Source organism: Micromonospora halophytica (assembly GCF_900090245.1).
GTDB classification, from domain to species: Bacteria; Actinomycetota; Actinomycetes; order Mycobacteriales; family Micromonosporaceae; genus Micromonospora; species Micromonospora halophytica.
Window position 1 is genome coordinate 135,400 of record NZ_FMDN01000007.1, and the last position, 18,815, is coordinate 154,214.

The 18,815-nt window shown below is 72.7% G+C and carries 17 protein-coding genes; 5 read left to right on the forward strand and 12 right to left on the reverse strand.

Annotation, left to right across the window (positions count from 1 at the left end):
• Nucleotides 1-83 precede the first annotated feature (83 nt).
• From GA0070560_RS12805 to GA0070560_RS12815, 3 genes are all read right to left on the reverse strand, one after another.
• Nucleotides 84-326: a DUF5522 domain-containing protein gene (locus GA0070560_RS12805; protein ID WP_091295771.1), complete on the reverse strand. Its 243-nt coding sequence runs from the start codon at nucleotides 324-326 to the stop codon at nucleotides 84-86.
• Nucleotides 327-401: 75 nt separating this feature from the next.
• The gene (locus GA0070560_RS12810) at nucleotides 402-1,391 is read right to left on the reverse strand and encodes an asparaginase (RefSeq protein ID WP_091295403.1); all 990 of its coding nucleotides are present in this window, start codon (nucleotides 1,389-1,391) and stop codon (nucleotides 402-404) included.
• Nucleotides 1,392-1,430: 39 nt separating this feature from the next.
• Nucleotides 1,431-1,649 carry a hypothetical protein gene (locus GA0070560_RS12815; protein ID WP_091295406.1) on the reverse strand — a complete coding sequence of 73 codons (219 nt, stop codon included), beginning with the start codon at nucleotides 1,647-1,649 and terminating at the stop codon, nucleotides 1,431-1,433.
• A gap of 137 nt (nucleotides 1,650-1,786) precedes the next feature.
• On the opposite strand from GA0070560_RS12815, the gene GA0070560_RS12820 reads away from it, so the two are divergent.
• Nucleotides 1,787-2,698 carry a DUF5753 domain-containing protein gene (locus GA0070560_RS12820; RefSeq protein WP_170839382.1) on the forward strand — a complete coding sequence of 304 codons (912 nt, stop codon included), beginning with the start codon at nucleotides 1,787-1,789 and terminating at the stop codon, nucleotides 2,696-2,698.
• A gap of 10 nt (nucleotides 2,699-2,708) precedes the next feature.
• Entirely contained in the window at nucleotides 2,709-2,879 is a 171-nt protein-coding gene (locus tag GA0070560_RS12825; RefSeq protein ID WP_091295414.1) for a DUF397 domain-containing protein, read from the forward strand.
• A 40-nt stretch (nucleotides 2,880-2,919) separates the two neighbouring features.
• Here GA0070560_RS12825 and GA0070560_RS12830 read toward each other — a convergent pair whose 3' ends face one another.
• The 3 genes from GA0070560_RS12830 to nrdR all read right to left on the reverse strand — a co-directional run bounded on the left by GA0070560_RS12830 (nucleotide 2,920) and on the right by nrdR (nucleotide 7,472).
• A complete protein-coding gene (locus GA0070560_RS12830) occupies nucleotides 2,920-3,861 on the reverse strand; it encodes a DUF2332 domain-containing protein (protein ID WP_245675494.1) in 942 nt (313 codons plus the stop codon).
• Nucleotides 3,862-4,028: 167 nt separating this feature from the next.
• A complete protein-coding gene (locus GA0070560_RS12835) occupies nucleotides 4,029-6,914 on the reverse strand; it encodes a vitamin B12-dependent ribonucleotide reductase (protein ID WP_091295416.1) in 2,886 nt (961 codons plus the stop codon).
• Nucleotides 6,915-6,980: 66 nt separating this feature from the next.
• Complete coding sequence (nrdR, locus tag GA0070560_RS12840) at nucleotides 6,981-7,472, reverse strand: transcriptional regulator NrdR (protein WP_088978034.1); 492 nt, start codon at nucleotides 7,470-7,472, stop codon at nucleotides 6,981-6,983.
• Between the two features lie 614 nt (nucleotides 7,473-8,086).
• Here nrdR and lexA point away from each other — a divergent pair.
• A complete protein-coding gene (gene lexA, locus GA0070560_RS12845) occupies nucleotides 8,087-8,869 on the forward strand; it encodes a transcriptional repressor LexA (protein WP_091295419.1) in 783 nt (260 codons plus the stop codon).
• Nucleotides 8,870-8,963: 94 nt separating this feature from the next.
• Here lexA and GA0070560_RS12850 read toward each other — a convergent pair whose 3' ends face one another.
• Together GA0070560_RS12850 and hflX are read right to left on the reverse strand one after the other, a co-directional pair.
• Nucleotides 8,964-10,673, reverse strand: coding sequence for a hypothetical protein (locus GA0070560_RS12850; protein ID WP_091295423.1), 1,710 nt, complete (start codon nucleotides 10,671-10,673; stop codon nucleotides 8,964-8,966).
• A gap of 49 nt (nucleotides 10,674-10,722) precedes the next feature.
• Nucleotides 10,723-12,174: a GTPase HflX gene (hflX, locus tag GA0070560_RS12855; RefSeq protein ID WP_091295426.1), complete on the reverse strand. Its 1,452-nt coding sequence runs from the start codon at nucleotides 12,172-12,174 to the stop codon at nucleotides 10,723-10,725.
• A 175-nt stretch (nucleotides 12,175-12,349) separates the two neighbouring features.
• Between hflX and GA0070560_RS12860 the strand changes: the two genes are divergently transcribed.
• Nucleotides 12,350-13,822 (forward strand): NAD-dependent malic enzyme, encoded by a 1,473-nt coding sequence (locus GA0070560_RS12860; protein WP_091295430.1) that lies wholly within the window; start codon nucleotides 12,350-12,352, stop codon nucleotides 13,820-13,822.
• Between the two features lie 58 nt (nucleotides 13,823-13,880).
• Here the strand turns inward: GA0070560_RS12860 and dapF are convergent, their stop codons facing one another.
• Genes dapF through GA0070560_RS12875 form a run of 4 tightly spaced genes read right to left on the reverse strand, consistent with a single transcriptional unit; the run spans nucleotide 13,881 to nucleotide 16,861 of the window.
• Nucleotides 13,881-14,726: a diaminopimelate epimerase gene (gene dapF, locus GA0070560_RS12865; protein WP_091295434.1), complete on the reverse strand. Its 846-nt coding sequence runs from the start codon at nucleotides 14,724-14,726 to the stop codon at nucleotides 13,881-13,883.
• 7 nt (nucleotides 14,727-14,733) lie between these two features.
• On the reverse strand, nucleotides 14,734-15,759 hold the full coding sequence (miaA, locus tag GA0070560_RS12870) for a tRNA (adenosine(37)-N6)-dimethylallyltransferase MiaA (RefSeq protein WP_091295438.1): 1,026 nt from the start codon (nucleotides 15,757-15,759) through the stop codon (nucleotides 14,734-14,736).
• Nucleotides 15,642-16,361, reverse strand: a complete 720-nt coding sequence (locus GA0070560_RS28140; protein WP_139131486.1) for a class III extradiol ring-cleavage dioxygenase family protein — start codon at nucleotides 16,359-16,361, stop codon at nucleotides 15,642-15,644. Before GA0070560_RS28140 ends, miaA begins: the two co-directional genes overlap by 118 nt.
• 50 nt (nucleotides 16,362-16,411) lie before the next feature.
• Nucleotides 16,412-16,861, reverse strand: a complete 450-nt coding sequence (locus tag GA0070560_RS12875) for a hypothetical protein (protein WP_211565819.1) — start codon at nucleotides 16,859-16,861, stop codon at nucleotides 16,412-16,414.
• Between the two features lie 252 nt (nucleotides 16,862-17,113).
• On the opposite strand from GA0070560_RS12875, the gene GA0070560_RS12880 reads away from it, so the two are divergent.
• Nucleotides 17,114-18,322, forward strand: a complete 1,209-nt coding sequence (locus GA0070560_RS12880; RefSeq protein ID WP_091295442.1) for a DUF349 domain-containing protein — start codon at nucleotides 17,114-17,116, stop codon at nucleotides 18,320-18,322.
• Nucleotides 18,323-18,815 lie beyond the last annotated feature (493 nt).

Here is an 18,815-nt window from a genome sequence, read left to right on the forward strand (position 1 = left end):
CGGCCGCAGCGGTAGTCCGCTGGTGCTGCGCCCCGGTATCCGGGCACCGTGACGCCGGGCCGACGTCGGCACCACCTCACCTGTCAGTCGTCGACGTACGGGCAGTGCCGGCAGCCCCGGCCGCAGCAGGTGCCCCGACGGGCCAGGAAGGCGGCGCTGAGCACGAAGAGCCCGCTGGACGGGTCGAGGTAGCCAGCCTCCCCGGCGGCCAGCGCGGCGGCGTGCGCGGCGAGGATCCGCGCCCGGTCGGGGTGCTCCGGCGGCAGCCGCGACGGGTGCGGCTCGGTCAACGGCCGGTCCGCCAGGGGTCGTCGCACGCCACTCATCGCGGCGATTCTACGGAGCTGGACGCCCCGGGCCGGCCGCCGGGAGGCATCGTCGGGCCCGTGCGCCACCGCCGGTCAGCCGTGCCGGGCGAAGGCGGCGGCCACCTCGTCGCGTCCCGCGCCGGCGGCGAGCAGCGTCCGCAGCAGCACCACCGCCTTGTACGGGTCGAGCAGCCCGCCGTTGACCAGGCCCCGCCGTTGCAGGTCGGTCTCCGAGCCGACCGCGCCGTAGGTGTGCCGCAGCACCGGACCGGCGCCGGTGCGGGAGGTCAGCACGACCGGCATCCGTTCGGTGAGCGCGCCGAGCACCGGGGCGAGCGCGGACGGCACGTGCCCGACGCCGTATCCGGCGACGACCAGGCCGTGGCGGCGGTCGGCCAGCCCGTCGAGCAGCCAGCCGTCGTCGTCGAAAGTAACCGTGTGCAGGGCTACCCGGGTGGCGTCCAGTCGCGCCGGGTCGACCGGCGGCAGCGGCGCGTGCCGGGGCGGCCGGGTGAGCAGGCGTACCCGACCCTCCACGACGTGGCCGAGCGGCCCGGCGTTCGGGGAGGCGAAGGTGGCCGTACTGGTGCTGTGGGTCTTGCGGACCCAGCGGGCGGCGTGGATCTCGTCGTTGGCGACGACCAGCACCCCCAGGTCGCGGGCCTCGGCGGACGCGGCGACCCGGACCGCCGCGAGCAGGTTGGCCGGGCCGTCGGCCCCGGCCAGGGTGGGGTTGCGCATGGCGCCGGTGAAGACCAGCGGCGCGGCGTGCGGCCAGACCAGGTCGGCGAGGTGGGCGGTCTCCTCCAGGGTGTCGGTGCCCTGGGTGACGACGACGCCGGTCGCGCCCTCGGCCACCGCCCGCGACGCGGCGTCGACCACGTCCAGCAGCCGGCGGTACGTCAGGTCGGCGCTGGGCACGGCGAGCGCGTCGCGCACGTCCAACTCCTCGCCGACCGTGTCGAGTCCGGGTACGGCGGCGACCAGTTCCGCCCCGGTCAGCCGGGTCACCACCGCCTTCTCCCCCGGGCCGACCCCGGCCATCGCGATGGTCCCGCCGAGGGTGAAGAGGACGACACTCACCCGCGCGACCCTACCTGGCACCGCCCGACCGGATCACGCTCACCGGATCCAGCCCAGGAAGCGGCGGTGCAACAGCCCCGCCGGCACCCAGGTCAGGTCCTCGGCGGCGGAGACCAGGTAGGAGCCCATGTAGAGCGCCAGCGAGACCGGGGCACCGTCGAACTCCGCCGCCAACTCCTTGCGCCGGGTCGCGCAGGGCCACGGCCCGTTGCAGCCACCGCAGGTCCACACCGGAAGGACCGGCCCGTGGGTGGTCACGAGCCGCCACCCAGGAAACGCAGGGTGGTCGCGCGGGCTTGCCGGCGGCACGCCCATTCCGCTTGATAGCAGGGGTACGGAGAAAGCCGCGCCCACCACCGCCGGCAGCCGACACAGAGCCCGTCGGGACCGGGCCGATGGATCGCCAGGAGCTGGTTCACCTGATGCTCGGTCATGCCTGGTCCTCCCCCGGCCAGTGGCCGCGACGGATCGGTATGCGATGGCGGGCGCGGCAGGGCAGCGTCGAGCCACATCGACAGACCCGCCGCCACAGCCGCCAGGACCAGACCGGGCGGGACGTCATCGAAGTCTCAGCGAGCACACTTCGGCGCATCGAGGCCGGACGTGTTGGGATCAAGGGACCCGCCCTCAATGCCCTGATGGATCGCTACGGCGTAACCGACGCCGGGCTGCGGGACACGCTGCTGTCGATGGCGAAGAGCGGCAAGCAGCGAGGCTGGTGGGCCAAGTACGGCGACCTACCGTCGTCGTACCGCCAGTACATCGGCTTGGAGTCCGCCGCCGAGGAGGTACACAACTTCGAGACCTTGGTCGTGCCGGGACTGCTCCAGACGGCGGACTACGCACGGGCCATGACAAGCGAGGACGCCTTCGAACCCTCGCCTGAGGCGGTCGAGCGACGCGTCGCCGTACGGATGCAGCGGCAAGAGCTGATCACCTCGGGGAAGCTGCGGCTCGTAGCGGTGCTGGACGAAGCGGTCCTGCACCGGAAGATCGGCGGCGCGGAGATCATGGCCGATCAGTTGGCCGCCCTGCTCGACGCCGGCAAGCACTGGAATGTGACAGTCCAGGTGATTCCGTTCCGGGAAGGCGCCTACGCGTCCATGCTGTCCAGCTTCCATATCCTGAACTTCGGCAACGGACCAGGAGTGGTCTACGTCGAGGGCATCACGGGTGACCTCTACGCCGAGGGCGAGGATGTCCGCCGCTGTACAGTCATCTTCAACAGCCTGCGCGGCGCGGCCTTGTCGCCCACGGACTCGACCGCGATGATCGAGGAGATCCGGGACGCGAGGCGCAACGAGTAGGGGGCGGACCGTGGACTCGCAGTGGCGTAAGAGCACCCGGAGCGGCAGCAACGGTGCCTGCGTCGAGGCCAGGTACATCGTCGGGACGATCGAAGTCCGCGACAGCAAGGACCCTTCCGGCCCGACCCTTCGCTTCGACGGGCCGGCATGGTCCACCTTCCTCGCCCACCTCACGCGGTAGCCGACGCGCTGAACAAGCTCGTCACCGAGTCGTCGGCGGGCTAACCCAACCAGGTCACGGCCTGCCCGTGCCCGCGGACCCACGCGAGTGGCGTGCCGTCCAGCGAGAGCACGTTGTGGAACCCCTCGCCCGGCGGCTCGGGCAGCCCGTCGTGGCGCAGCACCCGCCGGTCCTCGGTCGCGATCCAGTGCCCGGGCAGCCTACGAACCAGGTCGACGAAGGCGGCGCGCCGTTGCGCCGGTACCTGGTACAGCACCGAGGTGTGGAACACCACAAGCGTCGCACCGGATGGTGCCAGCGCGGCCAGTGCCGGCAGGTCGTCCACCAGGTCACCGCGGACGAGCAGCGGCGGATCGGCCGCGACGACGTTCGCCGCCGCCCGCAGCCGTGCCCGGCGATGGGCATGCTCCGGCCAGATGAGGGCGTCCAGCCACGCGACGTCGTCCGCGTCGGTCACGTCGAGCGGATTGAGATCCAGTCCGGCCCGCCACGCCACGGTGGGCACGCGGGTCGGGGGCGCGCTGCCGGTGAGCGTGCAGTCGAGGACCGGCTCACCGTCGCCCAGGAGGTGGCTGTCGTAACGGTACGCGTACCGGTCGGGGTAGAGGCAGAGGCCGGCGGACGCGCCGACCTCCAGCAGCGCGATCGGCTGGGGCAGCGCGGCGAGCACCGGAAGCAGGACGGCGCACCGGCCGGCCTCGTTCGTCTGCGTCGCCCTGGTCAGGACCTCCGCCTCGATCGCCGGCCAGTTCGCCAGGACGTGGGCACGGAAGGCGGCGGCGTCCTCGACCGGACCACCGAGCAGCCGGACCACCGCGAACAGCAGGTTCGGCTGCCGCTTGGCCGGCGGAAGCGTCTCGATCAGCGCGAGCAGTTCGGCGTCGCGGGACACCGCCAGCGCCAGGCGCTCGTACGCCGGTGACACGCCGGACGCCTCCCGGCTGGCGAAGGTGCGATAGATGTCGGCTGCCGTCACGCCCACAGGATCGCACCTCGCCGGACCACCCGCCGACCCCCGGCGCCGGTGATCCACCCGGGATACGGGAAGTCGGGGTGTCCGATGCCCTCGAACACCCCGACTTCCCGCATGTTGTGCCGGTCGATGGCGCGCGGCCCGGGCACACCGCCCGGGCCGCGCATCGTCGTACGTCAGCTGCAACCGCTGGTGGAGCCGCAGCCCTCGCAGACGTAGCAGCTACCGGCCGGGCGCATCTTCGTGCCGCAGGTGAAGCAGAGCGGCGCGTCGGCGGCCTTGCCGATCACGGCCTCCAGCAGTTCGGTGGAGGAGCCCACGGCCGGCGCCGGCTTGACGGCGGCGACGGCGGCGACCTCCTGCGCCGGCTGGGCGACCGGGCCGGTCTTCGGCTCCGGCGTCGCGACGGGGGCCGAGGACGCCATCGCGGTCAGGTCGGCCCCGGCCTCCGCCTCGGCCTCGGCCCGCAACTGGGCGGCCCGCTCCTTGGCGGTGAAGATGCCCAGTTCGGCGCGGCGCTCGTACGGCAGGAAGTCCAGCGCCAGGCGACGGAAGATGTAGTCCATCACCGAGGCCGCCATCCGCACGTCCGGGTCGTCGGTCATGCCGGCCGGCTCGAAGCGCATGTTGGTGAACTTGCTGACGTACGTCTCCAGCGGGACGCCGTACTGCAGGCCGATGGAGATGGCCACCGAGAAGGCGTCCATCACGCCGGCCAGGGTGGAGCCCTGCTTCGACATCTTGAGGAAGACCTCGCCGAGGCCGTCGTCCGGGTAGGACGACGCGGTGAGGTAACCCTCGGCGCCGCCGACGGAGAAGCTGACCGTCTGCGACGGGCGCTTCTTCGGCAGCCGCTTGCGCACCGGGCGGTACTCGACGACCTTCTCGACCACCTTCTCCACCTCGGCCGGGGCCTCGGCGGAGGAAGCTGCCTTGTTCGGCTTGGCCACCGAGAGCGGCTGGCCGACCTTGCAGTTGTCCCGGTAGATCGCCAGCGCCTTCAGGCCGAGCTTCCAACCCTCGAAGTAGATCTTCTCGACGTCCTCGACGGTGGCCGCCTCCGGCATGTTGACCGTCTTGGAGATGGCGCCGGAGATGAACGGCTGCACGGCCGCCATCATCCGTACGTGTCCCATCGGGGCGATGGAACGCTCGCCCATGGCGCAGTCGAAGACCGGGTAGTGCTCCGGCTTGAGGCCGGGGGCGTCCACCACGTGGCCGTGGTCGGCGATGTGCTCGACGATCGCCTCGACCTGCTCCTCGGGGTAGCCGAGGCTACGCAGGGCGCGTGGCACGGTCTGGTTGACGATCTGCATCGACCCGCCGCCGACCAGCTTCTTGAACTTGACCAGCGCCAGGTCCGGCTCGACGCCGGTGGTGTCGCAGTCCATCATCAGGCCGATGGTGCCGGTCGGGGCGAGCACGCTGGCCTGCGAGTTGCGCCAGCCGTGCTTGTCACCGACCTTGTTGCCCTCGGTCCACTGCTTCGTCGCCTCCCGCTGGATGGCGGTGGCGACCGTGCCGGCCGGCTTGATCGCGTCGTTGGCGGCGGCGTGCTTACGCATGACCCGCTTGTGCGGCTCGGCGTTGCGGGCGTAGCCGTCGTACGCGCCGACGATGGCGGCGAGCTCGGCCGATCGGCGGTACGCGGTGCCGGTCATCAGCGAGGTGATCGCCGCGGCGACCGAGCGGCCCTGCTCCGAGTCGTACGGCAGGCCCGAGGCCATCAGCAGCGCGCCCAGGTTGGCGTACCCGATGCCGAGCTGCCGGTAGGCGCGGGTGGTCTCGCCGATCTTCTCGGTCGGGAAGTCGGCGAAGCAGATCGAGATGTCCATCGCGGTGATGACGAACTCGACCGACCGGACGAACTTCTCCACCTCGAAGCCGCCGTCGGCGCGGAGGAACTTCATCAGGTTCAGCGAGGCCAGGTTGCACGAGGAGTTGTCCAGGTGCAGGTACTCCGAGCACGGGTTCGACGCGGTGATCCGCCCGGTCTCCGGGCAGGTGTGCCAGTCGTTGATGGTGTCGTCGTACTGCAGGCCGGGGTCGGCGCACTCCCAGGCGGCCTGGGAGATGCTGCGGAACAGCTCCTTGGCGTCGATCGTCTCGATGGTCTGCCCGTCGAGCCGGCCGCGCAGGTCGAAGCCGCCGCCGTTCTCCACCGCCGTCATGAACTCGTCGGAGACCCGGACGGAGTTGTTGGCGTTCTGGTACTGCACGCTGACGATGTCGTTGCCGCCGAGGTCCATGTCGAAGCCGGCGTCGCGCAGCGCGCGGATCTTGTCCTCCTCGCGCGCCTTGGTGACCACGAACTCCTGGATGTCCGGGTGGTCCACGTCGAGGATGACCATCTTCGCGGCGCGCCGGGTGGCGCCGCCGGACTTGATGGTGCCGGCGGAGGCGTCCGCGCCGCGCATGAAGCTGACCGGGCCGGAGGCGTTGCCGCCGGAGGAGAGCAGCTCCCGGGAGGACCGGATCCGGGACAGGTTGACCCCGGAGCCGGAGCCGCCCTTGAAGATCAGGCCCTCCTCTTTGTACCAGTCCAGGATGGAGTCCATCGAGTCGTCGACAGCCAGGATGAAGCAGGCGCTGACCTGCTGCGGCGACGGCGTGCCGACGTTGAACCAGACCGGCGAGTTGAAGCTGAACACCTGGTGCAGCAGCATCCAGGTCAGCTCGTGGGCGAAGACCTCCGCGTCCGCCGGATTGGCGAAGTAGCCGTGCTCCTCACCGGCCTTGCGGTAGGTGGTGACCACCCGGTCGATCAGCTGCTTGAGCGACCACTCCCGCTCCGGGGTCCCCACCGCGCCCCGGAAGTACTTGGTGGTCACGATGTTGGCCGCGTTGACGCTCCAGGACTCGGGGAACTCCACCCCGCGCTGCTCGAAGTTGATCGAGCCGTCCCGCCAGTTCGTCATCACGACGTCGCGGCGCTCCCACGCCACCTCGTCGTACGGGTGCACCCCCTCGGTCGTCCAGACCCGCTGCACCTTCAGCCCCGTCACCGCCGCGCCGTTCCTGGCCGCCCGCGACCGGCTCGTTGTCACGTCGTCCCCCGCCATCTCATCCGCCCCCTCGTCTGCGCGGTCACCCGCCGCGCATCGTCACTTGTCAGAAATCCGAAAAACTCAACTGGTACGGCCGGCGGCCTCGACCGCGTCGGCCGCCCGGGCGCGCGCGGCGGCCCGCAGCGTCTCGATCTCACGCTCGAAGTCGGCGAGCGAGTCGAAGGACCGGTAGACGCTGGCGAAGCGGAGATAGGCGACCTCGTCCAGGTCCCGCAACGGGCCCAGGATCGCCAGCCCCACCTCGTGGCTCGGGATCTCGGCCGCCCCCTTGGCCCGCACGGTCTCCTCGACCTTCTGCGCGAGCAGCGCGATCGAGTCCTCGTCGACCGGCCGGCCCTGGCACGCCTTGCGCACCCCGCCGACGATCTTCGTCCGGCTGAACGGCTCGGTCACCCCGCTGCGCTTGACCACCGCGAGCACCGCCTCCTCGACGGTGGTGAACCGCTTGCCGCACTCCGGGCAGGACCGGCGGCGGCGGATCAGCTGCCCGTCGTCGGCCTCGCGGGAGTCGACCACCCGGGAGTCGGCGTGTCGGCAGTACGGACACCGCATCGCCTGACCTCCTTGATCGACCGCGGGCCCGCGCCGCCCGACTCCGGGCACGCGTCGACCCGGCGGGGCCACCTTCGGTGACCGTCGCCGTCGTCGACGGTACGGGAGTGCGGTCGGTAGTCGAACCCAACCTGTAGGCGACTTACGCCCATGTGACTACTACATCTAGGGGTTGACCGTAGGCGGCCGACCGAGCGCGGTCAAGTTGGGCGGCGCGTTCGGCGCGTCACCCCGGTGACTGGCCGGCGGCGGCACCACAGCCCAACGGCGGGTCACCCCACCGCGCCGCCGACAGACCCAACCGCCCGGGCCCGCCGGAGGTTACCGCCCGTCCGGCCACGGCCCGGGGAAACCGGACGGCCGAACCGAAAGGACGTGCCGGTCGAACAGGAGTTCGACGAGGACGTACCATTTATCAGAACGCACGTTCGAGTTTCCAGGATTTCCGCACCGACACGCCGACGGCAGGTCGTACAGATGTTTGAAAATGACCGATCTCACCTATACGGTCATGAACGACCGGGCGCGTCACGCGACGTCGGGCCCGGCACCGCGACACCCCCGTACGCACCACGAGCCGCCAAGGCACCCAGCGCCGACCAGGGAGGACGGACGTGACCGAGGACCGGGCCAGCCGGCAGAAGAAGCCGCAGCCGATCGCCGAGGCGGGTCCGCCGGCCACTCGGCGTCCCCGCACCACGCGCAGCCGGGCGGCACAGCCGGCGGTGCGCCAGGTCACCCCGGTGGTCAGCAGCTTCCCCGACCCGGCCACGGTCGACCTCACCGCCCGCCAGCGGCGGATCCTGGAGTTCATCCGCAGCTGGGTCGAGCGCCAGGGCTACCCGCCGAGCGTGCGCGAGATCGGTGAGGCCGTCGGCCTGGTCTCCCCGTCCAGCGTCGCCTACCAGCTCAAGGAGCTGGAGAAGAAGGGCTTCCTGCGCCGCGACCCCAACCGGCCGCGCGCGGTGGACGTCCGTGCCCCCAGCGACGCCGACGACGAGCTGAGCCGATCGCAACGCCCCGCCCCGGCGTACGTGCCGATGCTGGGCCGGATCGCCGCCGGTGGGCCGATCCTCGCCGAGCAGGCGGTGGAGGACGTCTTCCCGCTCCCCCGCGAGCTGGTGGGTGAGGGCGAGGTCTTCATGCTCCAGGTCAAGGGCGACTCGATGCTCGACGCGGCGATCTGCGACGGCGACTGGGTGGTGGTCCGGCAGCAGCCGACCGCCGAGGCCGGCGACATCGTGGCCGCCATGCTCGACGGCGAGGCGACCGTCAAGACGTACCGCCGGCGCGACGGACACGTCTGGCTGATGCCGCAGAACCCGGCCTTCGACCCGATCCCCGGCGACGACGCCACCATCATGGGGCGGGTCGTCGCGGTGCTGCGCCGGATCTGACCCGTACCGACACGACGGGGTGGCCGCTGCCGAAGCGACCACCCCGTCGTCGTGTCAGCCCGCTGCTGGCCGACGCGGCCCCGCCGTCTGCGGCTCAGTAACGCTCGCCGCGGTGCTCCCGACCCGGCGGCTGGCCGTAGCCGTGCCGGTCGTCGTACCCCTCGTCGCGGCGATGGGCGGAACGGGGATCACGCGGGCCCGGCTCGCGGCGCGGGGGCTCGGCCCGGCCGCCACCGCCGTACACGCCGCCACCCCGGGGCGCGGCCCCGTTCGGTGCGGCACCGCGCGGACCAGCGGGCGGAGCAGCCGGGCCGCCACCACGCGGAGCGACACCGGGCGGACCAGCCGGAACACCACCACGCGGAGCGCCGCCGCCCGGGGGAGGGCCGCCCGGCGTCCCGCCGTAGACCGCACCGCCGGCCGGGCGGGCACCGCCGTACACCCCGCCACCGGGACGACCGCCCGGGGCGCCGCCGCCGGGTGCCGCGCCGCCGGGACGGGCGCCGCCGTAGACCGCGCCGCCGGCCGGCGGACGGGCGGGCGCACCGGCTGCCGGCGGAGCGCCGTAGACGCCACCACCGGCGGGCACGCCACCGTAGACGCCGCCACGCGCACCGCCGGCACCGTCGTCCCCCCGGTCGACCGCGCCGGACGGGAACGGATCGTCGCGCTCCGGATCGTCGGCGGCGCGTCCGGTGTCGACCGGGGCGGGCCTGCGCCGGGACCGCAGGATCCCGACGATGCCCGCGCCGACCAGGAGCGCGCCGAGCACGCCGACCGCAGCGATCAGGTACGTGATCTGGTCCAGGCTGAGCGTGTCGAACCAGGACTTCTCCGCCGCCGGCTTCTTCGCGTCGTCCGCGCCGGCCAGCGCCTCCGCCCCCGAGGTCGACGGCGTGTACGCCAGGATGTCGATCGGGTCGTCGGCGGCCAGTTCCCCGGCGTCGGAGACGGTGAGGAAGGTCTTGCCGTCGGGGCTGTAGGAGATGGCCTCACCGAACGGGTCGGCCAGCGGGGTCACCCGGGGCTTGCCGGTGGTCAGCGCCCCGACGATGTCGTCGCCGGTGACGTCGTACTCGAAGGCGTCGGCGTAGGTGCGCAGCACCACCTTCGCGCCGTCGGGTGAACGGGCCGCACCGGTGATCGCCACCCGGCCGAAGATGTTCAACGGATTGTCGGTGCTGGTCTCCGGCAGTGCGATCTCGCCGACCTTCTTCATCGGCACCGGCACGGTGTCGCCACTGCTCTTCAGCTTCGCCGTCGGGGTGTAGATCTCCGCCTTGCCGCTGGGCACCTTGGTGATCACCAGGGGCAGGTTGTCGGCGCCGACCAGCAGCGCCTCGGCGTCGTGCGGCTTCTGCTCCGGGTACGTCAACCGGTGCAGCACCGGCTGCTTGCCGCCACCGATCGGCATCGTCCAGACCGCGATCCGGCTGCGTCGCTCCTTGCCCGGGTTGTCACCGATGTCGGCGATCCAGAGGGTCTTGCCGTCCGGCGAGACGGCGAGGTCCTCGGTGTCGAAGGGGCCGGCCCCCGAGTAGCGGACCGGCTCCTTGGCGATCCTGCACTTCGTGTCGAGGTAGAAGACCCGCTTGCGGTTCTCCTGCAACGAGCCGTCGTTGATCACGATGTAGCCGGTCTTCGTGGCGACCAGCCCGGACAGCTCGTCCAGCCGCGGGTCCTCGACGGTGCAGCGCTTCTTGGGCGCGGGGGCGGCCTGCGCCGCCGTGGCGGCACCGGGACACGCCACGATCGCCCCCAGCAGGCTGAGGGCAACCGTGACCGAGGAAACAGCGCGGCGCATTGCGCCAGTGTCGCATGCCCCGTGTTGCGTCCGGGTGACGCCGGGAGCGCTATCGCGCCCCGACGCCCGCGTGCTCCGCCGCCGCCGCGTACGGGGCCAGCTCGGCGGCGAGCGCCTCGCCGACCCGTACGTGCAGCAGGGTGCCCTCGGCCAGGTGGGAGGCGCTCAGCACCTCACCCTGCCGGTGCACCCGGGCGACCAGGTCCCCCCGGTCGTACGGGAGCACGGCGCGGACCTCCACCGCGGGGCGGGGCAGCCGCTCCTCGATGGCCTCACGCAGCCCGTCGACCCCACGCCCGCTGTGTGCGGAGACGAAGACCGCCTCCGGCCAGAGCCGCTTGAGCCGCAGCAACGTCTCGGAGTCGGTGGCGTCGGTCTTGTTGACCACCAGCAGCTCCGGCAGCCGGTCGGCGCCGACCTCGGAGAGGACCTCGCGGACCGCGCGGACCTGCTCCTCCGGATCCGGGTGGGTGCCGTCCACCACGTGCACCACCAGGTCTGCCTCGGCGACCTCCTCCAGGGTCGAGCGGAACGCCTCGACGATCTGGTGCGGCAGGTGCCGGACGAAGCCGACCGTGTCCGACAGGGTGTAGAGCCGACCGTCGGAGGTGGTCGCCCTGCGGGTGGTCGGGTCCAGGGTGGCGAAGAGCGCGTTCTCCACCAGCACACCGGCCCCGGTGAGCCGGTTGAGCAGGCTGGACTTGCCGGCGTTGGTGTAGCCGGCGATCGCCACCGCCGGGACGGCGTTGCGGGAGCGGCGGGCGCGCTTGGTCTGGCGTACCGTCCGCATGCCCTTGATCTCGCGGCGCAGCCGGGAGATCCGGGTGCGGATCCGGCGCCGGTCGGTCTCCAGCTTGGTCTCACCGGGACCGCGCAGGCCCACGCCGCCGCCGGCACCGCCGCCACGGCCGGAGCCACCGGTCTGCCGGGAGAGGGTCTCACCCCAACCGCGCAGACGCGGCAGCAGGTATTCGAGCTGGGCCAGCTCGACCTGCGCCTTGCCTTCCTTGCTCTTGGCGTGCTGGGCGAAGATGTCGAGGATCAGCGCCGTCCGGTCGACCACCTTGACCTTGGTGCGCTGCTCCAGGTTCCGCAGCTGCGACGGCGACAGCTCACCGTCGCAGATCACCGTGTCGGCGCCGGTGTGCAGCACCACCGCGCCGAGGTCGTCGACCTTGCCCCGGCCGATGTAGGTGGCCGGGTCGGGCCGGTTGCGGCGCTGGATCAGCCCCTCGAGCACCTGCGAGCCGGCCGTCTCGGCCAGCGCCGCGAGCTCGGTGAGGGAGTTCTCGGCGTCGTCCTGCGTGCCCTCGGTCCAGACACCGACCAGGACGACCCGCTCCAGCCGCAGCTGGCGGTACTCGACCTCGGTGATGTCGGTGAGCTCGGTGGAGAGGCCGGGGACCCGCCGTAGCGCCTGCCGCTCCGACAGCTCGAACTCACCGGTGGTGGCGTCGAGCTCGTCGTCCTCGTAGGGAACGTAGGTCTCCTGGTCTCGCAAACTGAGTCTCCTGTCCGTTTGGTCACGTAGGAAGCAATCCTGACATGTGCCAACGCCGGGCGCACCCGCTATATGCCCGTGCCGAACCCCCTGAAAAGCGGGGCCGGGTGCCCGTCGGCCCCGACGGGCGAGTAGAAATGCTGACGAGCCGCTCAGCGTCGACGGAGGGAACCGCGTGGCCATCACCCGACTTCCGAGTGCCGGATTCTCGATCACGATCCGGATCGCGGTGCCCGCGGACGCCTCCTCCATCGGCCGGCTCACCACATCCGTCGGCGAGGCCGGCGCGATCGTCACCGCACTCGACGTGGTCGACTCCGACCCGACCCACGTGATCGTCGACCTCACCTGCGACACCGCCGACACCGGCCACGCCGACCAGGTGGTCGACGCGCTGACCGCCCTCGACGGCGTGGACGTGCGCAAGGTCTCCGACCGCACGTTCCTGCTGCACCTGGGCGGCAAGATCGAGGTCCACTCGAAGGTGTCCCTGCGCACCCGCGACGAGCTGTCCCGCGCGTACACCCCGGGGGTGGCCCGGGTCTGCATGGCGATCGCGGAGAACCCGGCGGACGCCCGGCGGCTGACCATCAAGCGCAACACCGTCGCCGTGGTCAGCGACGGCTCGGCCGTGCTGGGCCTGGGCAACCTCGGGCCGGCGGCGTCGCTGCCGGTGATGGAGGGCAAGGCGGCGCTGTTCAAGCGCTTCGGCGGGGTGGACGCCTGGCCGGTGGTCCTCGACACCCAGGACACCGACGAGATCGTGCAGATCGTCAAGGCGATCGCCCCCGCGTACGGCGGGATCAACCTGGAGGACATCGCCGCGCCGCGCTGCTTCGAGATCGAGGCCCGGCTGCGGGAGGCGCTGGACATCCCGGTCTTCCACGACGACCAGCACGGCACCGCGATCTGCGTGCTCGCCGCGCTGACCAATGCGCTGCGCGTCGTGGGCAAGCAGCTCGCGGACGTCCGGGTCGTGGTCTCCGGAGCCGGCGCGGCCGGCACCGCGATCATGAAGCTGCTGCTGCGCCAGGGCGTGGGCGACATCATCGCGTACGACCGGCAGGGCGCCCTGCACCGCGGCCAGAGCGGACTCAACCCGGCCTGGCAGTGGCTGGCGGAGAACACCAACCGGGAGAACTACTCCGGCGACCTGCCCGGGGCGGTGCGGGACGCGGACGTCTTCATCGGGGTGAGCGCGCCGAACCTGCTGACCGGCGACGACATCGCCACCATGGCCAAGGGCGCGATCGTCTTCGCGCTGGCCAACCCCGACCCGGAGGTCGACCCGCGGGAGGCGCGCAAGCACGCCGCCGTGGTCGCCACCGGCCGCTCGGACCAGCCCAACCAGATCAACAACGTGCTCGCCTTCCCCGGCGTGTTCCGGGGCATGCTGGACGCGCACGCCGAGGAGTTCACCGAGGAGATGGCAATCGCCGCCGCCCGGGCGATCGCCGACGTGGTCGGCGAGGACAAGATCAACCCCACGGTGATCGTGCCGAGCGTCTTCGACTCCCGGGTCGCCCCCGCCGTCGCGGCGGCCGTGCGCGCCGCGGCCCAGAACCCGGCGGCCACCCCGCCCCCGGCCGCCGACCCGGGCCCGGCCGACCTCCCCGAGATCGCCGCCAACGCCTCCGCCACCCCCTGACAGCGCGCTCCCGTCCCCGCACCCGCCCTGCGGGGACGGGAGGGCCGAAGGGGGACTGTCAGGGGTGCAGGGCGGCCGGGGCGAGGTTGCCGGTGGCGACCAGGACGGCCGGGCCGGAGAGCCAGCAGGAGTCCTCCGTCACCGTGACCGTGAGGCGGCCGCCGGGGACGTCGACCGCCACCGTGCCGGTGTCGAGGCCGGCGTCGCGCAGCGCCACCGCGCCGACCGCGCAGGCCCCGGTGCCGCAGGAGAGGGTCTCGGCCGAACCGCGCTCGTACACCCGCATCAGCACGTGCCCGTCGGTGTCGGCGACCGGCTCGCCCGGGGCGGTGAACTCGACGTTCACCCCGGCCGGGAAGACCGCCGGGTCGAACTCGGGCGCGCGGGTGAGGTCGAGGCCGGCCAGTTCCAGCCCGGCGGGGAGCGCGCAGACCAGGTGCGGGTTGCCGACGTCCACCGCCGCGCCGGGCAGGGTCAGCCCGCCCAGGGTGGCGACCGAGGCGTCGTACACCCGGGGGCGGCGCATCTCGACGGCGATGGCGTCGGCCTCGACCCGCGCGCGCACGACGCCGGCCCGGGTGGCCACCGGCAACGCCGCGCCGGACGGCGTGGCCAGCCCGGTCTCCAGCAGGTAGCGGACGAAGACCCGGGCGCCGTTGCCGCACATCTCGGCGAACGAGCCGTCGGAGTTCCAGTAGTCCATGAACCACTCGGCCTCGCCGGCCAGGCCGGCGCCCTCGGGGTGTCTGCCGGCCCGTACGACGCGCAGCACGCCGTCGCCGCCGATGCCCCGGCGCCGGTCGCAGATCGCCGCGACCAGCCCCGGCGTCAGGTCCAGCGTGCCGTCCGGGTCGGGCAGGATGACGAAGTCGTTGCCGGTGCCGTGGCCCTTGGTGAACTCCACGCCCCCATCATTGCCGATGCTCGGCGACCATCCGCAGCGCAGTGTCGATGAACGTGGGTGAGGCCGAGTCCAGCCAGTGGATGCGCGGGTCGCGGCGGAACCAGGAGCGCTGCCGGCGGACGAAGCGGCGGGTCGCCCGGACCGTCTCGTCGTGCGCCTCCGCCTCGGTCGTCTCGCCGGCGAGGAAGCGCAGCACCTGCTGGTAGCCGAGCGCCCGGCTGGCGGTACGCCCCTCGGCGAGGCCGCGCCCGACGAGCGTCCGCGTCTCGGCGACCAGTCCGTCGGCCCACATCCGGTCCACCCGCAGCGCGATGCGCTCGTCCAGCAGCGCGGTGTCCAGGTCGACGCCGAGCTGCACCGCCGGGTAGTACGGCGTGGGCTGCGGCAGGGAGGCGGTGAACGGCGCGCCGGTCAGCTCGATCACCTCCAGGGCCCGCACGATCCGCCGGCCGTTGCCGGGCAGGATGCTCGCCGCCGCGGCCGGGTCGGCCTCGCGCAGCCGCGCGTACAGCGGTGCGGGACCGACGGCGGCCAGTTCCCCCTCCAGCCGCTCCCGCACCGCCGGGTCGGTGCCGGGGAACTCGAACTGCTCCAGCACCGCCCGCACGTAGAGCCCCGAGCCGCCGACCAGCAGCGGCACCCTGCCCCGGGCGAGGATGTCGTCGACCGCCGCGCGGGCCAGCTTCTGGTACTCGGCGACGCTGGCCGGTTCGGTGACCGCCCAGATGTCGAGCAGGTGGTGCGGCACGCCCGCACGCTCGGCGGGGGTGAGCTTGGCGGTGCCGATGTCCATGCCCCGGTAGAGCTGCATCGAGTCGGCGTTGACCACCTCGCCGTCGAGCGCGTGCGCGAGGGCGATGCTCAGCGCCGACTTGCCGGCGGCGGTCGGCCCCACCACGGCCACGACGGTGCCGCTCACACCCGCTCCCAGGACGCCACGAAGTAGGCAACGCCGTAGGGGGCCGAGTAGTGGCGCAGCTCGCCGCGCCAGTCGCCGCCCGCCGCGCGGGCCGCCCCGGCCAGCACCTGCCACGGCGCCCGCCCGGCGGCCTTCAGCTCCGTCGAGAGGCGCGGGTCCAGGCCGAGCAGGGCCTCGGCGTCCGCGTCGGCCAGGGCCCGGGCGACCGCGTCGTCGTACGCCTCGGCGCGCGGGTCGTCGTAGCCGGGTGCCTTCGGGCCGCGGCAGGCGGACCCGTCCCCCATCACCAGCAGCCCCCAGTCGACGTCGCTGCGCCAGCCGCCGCCGAGCGCGGCGCATTCCGCCGGGTCGGCGTCGGCGGCCAGGGCGTGCATCCGGGCCACCGACGACGGGCCGGTCGGGCTGTGGCGCAGCAGCCACGCCCCGATGGTCAGGCTCAGCGGCAGCGACTCCGGCCGGTCCGGGCGTGGACTCCCGAGAAAGACCTCCACGGCGGCCCCCCAAGGAGCGAGCGAACCGTGGAAGGGGAAGCCGTAGGACCGGGTCTCGGGTCCGTCGCCGACCACCACGATCCGGTGGGCGCCCGAGTCCAGGAGCCCGGCGACGGCGGCGTCGCAGGCGGCGCGGAGCCCGTCCAGCTCGGGCGCGGCGGCGCCGGCCAGCTCGGGCACGATCAGCGGCGGGTGGGGGCAGACGGCGGCGGCGACCAGGGGCACCCGGCAACCGTATCGGCACGGCGGCGCCCGGTGTCCCTGGCCCGGCCGGGTCAGCCCGCCTGGCCGCCCCAGCCGCCCTGCACCATGGTCTGGAACCGCCACCGCCCGCCGGCCTTCACCAGCAGGTCGGCGTAGCGGACCCGCTGCCGCTCGCCGTCGATGGTGAACTCGGCCTCGGTGAGGACGACGGCGAGGCTGCGGGTGAGGAAGTACGGCGTACGCCGGGACTCCATCCGCAGGTCGCCCCCGCCGCCGAGCACCCCGCCCATCATCTCCAGGTACGCGTCGCGGTCGAGCTGACGCGCGGAGCCCTCCCCGGCCGGGTCGTCGGTGACCGTGTTGAGCGGGAACATCGCCAACTCGGCGGTGCCGGCCACGTCGCCCGCCTCGGCCAGCGCGTCGTACCGGCGGAACCACTCGTCGAGCTCGGCCAGATCGGCCGCGTCGGGCACGAAACCCTCGTCGACCGGGGGCGTCATCCGGCTGTGGGACTGCGTCATCTGCTCCTCCTCACCGGGCCGGAACCGGACCTCCGGCACCTCGTACGTTGTACGGTACAACGTACGTCCGATTACGACACTCCCCCCAGAGAGCCTGTCTGTGGGTGCTAGGACACCGTATGGTCACGGTCAGAGACAGGCGCTCGACGCGGACGGGGTCGGACCTGTGACAATGCCGAGAGCAACTTGGCTGCGCCGTGGCGGCGATCGCGGGGGCTGTCCCGTCGACGCCGGGAGAACGAGGATGGGCACATGAGCGACTGGACTGCCTTCGGACGGGTGGACGCGGACGGCACCGTGTACGTCAAGACCGCCGAGGGCGAGCGGGTGGTCGGATCCTGGCAGGCGGGGGCCCCGGAAGAAGGGCTGGCCCACTTCGCCCGACGCTTCGCCGACCTGGTGACCGAGGTGGATCTCACCGAGGCCCGGCTCAACTCGGGCGCGGCGGACGCCGGCCACTCGCTGACCACGATCCGCCGGATCCGCGCCTCACTGGCCGAGGCGCACGTCGTCGGCGACATCGACGCGCTGGCCGCACGGCTGGACAAGCTCGCCGCAGTCGCCGAGGAGAAGGCCGGCGAGGCGCGCGCCGCCAAGGACGCGGCCCGGGCCGAGGCGCTCGCCCGCAAGACCGCCCTGGTCGAGGAGGCGGAGAAGCTCGCCGCCGAGTCGACCGGCTGGAAGACCGCCGGGGACCGACTCAAGGAGATCCTCGACGAGTGGAAGACCATCCGCGGGGTCGACAAGAAGACCGACGGTGAGCTGTGGAAGCGGTTCGCTGCCGCCCGGGACGGCTTCACCCGCCGCCGGGGTGCCCACTTCGCCTCCCTGGACCAGCAGCGCAAGCAGGCGCAGACGGTCAAGGAGGAGCTGGTCGCCGAGGCGGAGAAGCTGAAGGACTCCACCGAGTGGGCGGCCACCGCCAACCAGCTCAAGGACCTGATGAACCAGTGGAAGGCCGCCCCGCGGGCTTCCAAGGAGGCCGAGCAGAAGCTCTGGGAACGGTTCCGGGCCGCACAGGACGCGTTCTTCAGCCGGCGCAGCGAGGTCTTCTCCGCCCGCGACAACGAGCAGCGGGCCAACCTGGAGCGCAAGCAGGCGCTGCTCGCCGAGGCCGAGGCGCTCGACGTCGAGGGCGACCCGAAGGGCGCGCAGGCCAAGCTGCGGGAGATCCAGGCGCAGTGGCACGAGGCCGGCCGGGTGCCGCGCGAGGCCGCCGCCGGGCTGGAGCGGCGGCTGCGAGCCGTCGACGACAAGGTCCGCGAGGTCATGGACTCGGCCTGGCGGCGCACCACCCCGCAGGACAACCCGCTGCTCGCGCAGATGCGGGCGCAGGTCGCCGAGGCCGAGGATCGGCTGGCCCGGGCCCAGGCCGCCGGGGACTCCCGCCGGATCAAGGAGGCCGAGCAGGCTCTCGCCTCCAAGCGGCAGTTCCTCCAGCTGGCCGAGCAGGCCGGCTGACCTGACAGCCCGGAAGCCCCGGTCCCACCAGGGGACCGGGGCTTCCCCACGCCCCACGCCCCACGCCCCACGCCCCACGCCCCACGCCCCACGCCCCACGCCCCACGCCCCACGCCCCACGCCCCACGCCCCACGCCCCACGCCAAGATCGTGCTACTTCCCGGTTGTAGTGGCATCCCCGCGCGTTCGAGGCCACTACATCCGGGATCGAGCACGACCTTGCGCGACCCAACCGCGATCTTGGCGTGGACCCTCGGTGAGGCGGGGCGGCGGGAGCAGGGAGCAGGGGCGGCGGGAGCAAGGGGGCTGCGGGAGGCAGGTGGGCGACCGGCCTGAACAGGAAAGCGCCCTCCTGGGCCGCCAGCGGTCGGTGTCGGTTGACGCATCGAGGTGTGCTGATCAGAATGGGCGCAGAGTCAGGTCGATCACCGGCGCGAGGGCACCGGCGGCGCGGGTCGCCGTCGGAGGTCGCCGGCACTTCCCGCGAGTGGCC